This is a genomic window from Streptomyces sp. NPDC048516, from assembly GCF_043199875.1.
Taxonomy (GTDB): Bacteria; Actinomycetota; Actinomycetes; order Streptomycetales; family Streptomycetaceae; genus Streptomyces.
The window spans coordinates 1-4,113 of record NZ_JBICWS010000053.1 but is presented as its reverse complement, the minus strand read 5'-3'; the positions used below and the strand labels follow the sequence as shown (position 1 = coordinate 4,113).

2 protein-coding genes are annotated in these 4,113 nt (G+C 68.1%); both read left to right on the top strand.

Annotated features, from left to right (window positions below; genetic code table 11):
* On the top strand, nt 1-2,981 hold a 2,981-nt coding region (locus ACGFR7_RS37405; protein WP_393328526.1), incomplete at its 5' end, for a type I polyketide synthase.
* A gap of 49 nt (nt 2,982-3,030) precedes the next feature.
* The coding region (locus ACGFR7_RS37400; protein WP_393328523.1) for a beta-ketoacyl synthase N-terminal-like domain-containing protein at nt 3,031-4,113 on the top strand (1,083 nt) is incomplete at its 3' end.

Below are 4,113 nucleotides of genomic sequence, written 5' to 3'. Positions count from 1 at the left end.
AAGACACCCTCGACACAGCAACCACCATCCCCCTCCTCCGCCAAGGACACCCAGACGCAGAAACACTCACCACCGGAGTCACCCAACTCCACACCTCGGGCATACGGATCGACTGGACCGAATTCTTCAAAGGCACCGACGCCCACCACACCGACCTCCCCACCTACCCCTTCCAACACAAGCGATACTGGCTGAACCCTCCCGTGTCCGTCGAAGACGCCTCGGATCTCGGGCTCGAAGGCCTCGATCACCCTCTGCTCGCGACGGCGACCGAGCTGCCCGACGGCGGGTATCTGTTCACCGGACGCCTTGCGTCTGACAACGCACCGTGGCTCGTCGACCATGTGCTTCTGGAGCGTGCCGTACTCCCCGGCAGTGCCTTCGCCGACATCGCGCTGTGCGCCGCGGAGCACGTCGGCTGCGGTGGCATCGAGGAGCTGACTCTCGACTCTCCGCTCTGGATCCGGAACGTGTCCGTTCTCCACCTGCACGTCACGGTAGCGCCTGCGGACAACGAGGGCCGACGGCAGCTGACTATCCGCTCCCGGCCCGAGGGGGATCCGGCGTCCGAGAGGAACTGGGTAACCCACGCCACCGGAACTCTGGCCACCGCTCCCGTCGTCGGTGGCGCGTCCCTCGAGCCGGACCAAGACCTTTCCGTATGGCCCCCAGCCGGCGCCCACCCCATCCCTGTGGACGGCTTCTACACCGATGCCGCCCTGCGCGGTTCCGGATACGGTCCTGCTTTCCAGGGGCTGCGCGCAGCATGGCAGCTCGATGGCCGGGTCTACGCCGAGATCGACCTTCCCGCCGGTTACGAGAGCTCCGTCCCCAGCCACGTCATCCACCCCGCGCTGCTCGACTCCGCCCTCCATGCGGCCGCGCTCTTCCCCCATCAGGAGCCCGGTCAGGACGCTCTGACGGCATTCACATGGCGTGGCGTCACCATCTGTTCCGCCGGGCCCGGCGCCCTGCGCGTCCGTCTGTCCACTGCGGGGCGGGGCGCCATCGCGCTGACAGTCGCCGACGGGGGCGGGGCGCCCGTCGCCACCGTCGAGTCCGTGACGCTGCGGCCCGCCATGCCTGCCCGGACGGATGACGCTCGACCAGACTCCCTTTTCCATGTCGAGTGGCCTGCCCTGCCCCGACATTCCGGCACCTCACCGCAGCGCGCGCCCCACGGGCCATACACCCTCCTCGGCCCCGCTCTTCCGGGGCTCGCTGCCGCACTCCGAGCGGCAGGGCTGGAGCTCCAGCCGTACGACGAGGCTCCAAGCACCGTCGATACGGCAGGGGTGGCCGTACGTGCCCGTACGACTGCGGGACGCGTGCTGTCGCTGGTCCAGGACTGGCTGTCCGACGACCGCAACGCATCTGGCCGGCTGGGTGTCATCACCCGGGGCGCGGTCGCCGTGGACCGTACGGAGAGTCTCAACGACGTGGGGTCCGCGTCGCTGTGGGGTCTTGTCCGCACCGCGCAGATCGAGCACCCCGACAGGATCGTGCTCCTAGACATCGACGACGAGGACGTCTCCCTTGCGGCTGTCGCCGATGCGCTGGCAACGGATGAGGCACAACTGGCCCTGCGCGACGGGCGGTTGCACATTCCCCGCCTAGTACGGACCGAGCCGGGGCGGTACGCCGAGCAGCCTGTCCTCGACCCGAGTGGCACGGTTTTGATCACTGGTGCCACGGGCGGCCTTGGCAGGCTGCTGGCCACCCACCTGGTGACCGAGCACCGTGTGCGCCACCTCCTGCTCGTCAGCCGCAGCGGCTCAGCAGCGCCCGGTGCCGACGAACTGGTCGCGAACCTGCAGGAATTGGGTGCACAGGTCACGCTGTCGTCCTGTGATGTCGCCGACAGGGATACCCTTGAGGCCTTGCTCGCCGACGTGCCGGCGGAGCACCCAGTCACGGCGGTCTTCCACGCCGCGGGGGTCGTCGACGGCGGGGTCATCGCTTCCCTCGACTCCAACCGACTCGATGCCGTACTCCGGCCGAAGGTGGACGCGGCCTGGAACCTGCACGAGCTCACCCGGCCGCTCGGGCTGAGCGCATTCGTCCTGTTCTCGTCGCTCTCCGGAGTCCTCGGCAGTCCTGGGCAGGCCAATTATGCGGCGGGCAACGCCTTCCTCGACGGACTCGCCCAGCACCGGCACTCGTTGGGGCTGCCGGCCATCTCTCTCGCCTGGGGCGCGTGGGAGGGCGAGGACGGCATGAGCAGCGGTCTGAGCCAGGCCGACCTGGCGCGCATGACGCAGTCGGGCATCGCGCCCCTGTCGACCCACCAGGCTCTGGCAATCCTCGATGACTCACTCCGCCTCGGCCTGCCGACCCTGGTGCCAACCGAACTCGACTTGCCCCAGTTGCGTGGCCATGCCGCTTCCGGCACGCTGCCGCCCCTGCTGCGGGGCCTGGTCCGTGCACCGATCAGGCGCGGTGGATCACCCTCCGTCGTGACGTTCGCGGGGCGGCTCGCCGGTCTTGCCGACGCCGAGCGACGGGAGATCGTGACGGAGCTCGTCCGCGCCAGGGTCGCCGCTGTCCTGGGACACAGCTCACCGGACGTTGTCGACGTCCAACGCCCCTTCAGGGACCTGGGATTCGAGTCGGTCACTGCCGTCGAACTGCGCAACCAGCTCACCGCGGCCACTGGTCTCCGACTGCCGACGACCTTGGTATTCGATCACCCGACCGTGGCTGGGCTGGCGGAGCACCTGCTGGGCAGGCTGGAGCCACGAGGCCATAGCGGCCCGGCGTCCGCTCTTGAGGAACTCGACAGGCTGGCACCGGTACTTCGCGCGATTCCCGATTCCGATGAGAGCCGTTCCGCCATCGTTCAGCGCTTGCGGGACCTCCTCTGGGACTTCGACGGCGCCTCCTCCGGGCGACAGAACTCCGCCAAGGACGAGCAAGACCTCGAATCGGCCACCGATGAAGATCTCTTCGAAGTGCTCGACAACGAGCTGGGAATTTCCTGAATCCGGTGAGTGTGCCCGAGTTCCGTCGTACCAGAAGGTGGCTTGCATCATGAACGAGCAGAAACTGCGTGATTATCTCAAGCGGGCTACCGCAGATCTTCGTGAGACGAAGCAGCGGCTGCGCGACCAGGTCGCCAAGGACCGGGAGCCCATCGCCATCGTGGCGATGAGCTGCCGTTTCCCAGGAGGCGTGACAAGTCCGGAAGAGCTGTGGCGGTTGATCATCGACGGTCGCGATGCGATGTCCGACTTTCCCGATGACCGCGGCTGGGATTCTGCATCTCTCTACGACCCGGATCCTGCAGCCCCAGGGAAGTCGTACGTCCGCCAAGGCGGTTTCCTCGACGACGTCACCTCCTTCGACGCGGAGTTCTTCGGCATCAGCCCGCGTGAGGCCCTCGCTATGGACCCGCAGCAGCGGCTGCTCCTGGAGACCGCATGGGAAGTCTTCGAGCGGGCCGGTATCGACCCCAAGTCGCTCCGAGGGTCGGGCACCGGGGTCTTCGCGGGTACCAACGGTCAGGATTACCTGGGTCGCGGCCAGAACCTGCCGGAGGGCGTGGAGGGCTATCTCGGCACAGGGATCTCCGGGAGCGTGCTGTCGGGCCGGGTCTCCTACTCGTTCGGCCTTCAGGGACCGGCTGTCACCGTCGACACGGCCTGCTCGTCCTCACTGGTCGCCCTGCACCTGGCCGCCCAAGCGCTCCGCAACGGCGAATGCCCCCTCGCTCTGGCGGGCGGTGTGACCGTCATGTCGACTCCTGGCATCTTCATGGAGTTCAGCCGCCAGCGGGGACTATCGCCCGACGGCCGGGTCAAGGCGTTCGCCGACGCCGCCGACGGTACCGCGATGGCAGAGGGCGGCGGCTTCCTGCTCCTGGAACGGTTGTCGGACGCGGAACGCAATGGCCATCCGGTGCTGGCAGTGATGCGCGGTAGCGCGGTCAACCAGGACGGCGCCAGCAACGGGCTGACCGCCCCCAACGGCCCCTCCCAGGAGCAGGTGATCGCGGCCGCCTTGGCCGCCGCCCACCTCGCCCCGGCCGACATCGATGCCGTCGAAGCCCACGGCACCGGCACCACCCTCGGCGACCCCATCGAAGCCCAAGCACTCCTCGCCACCTACGGCCAA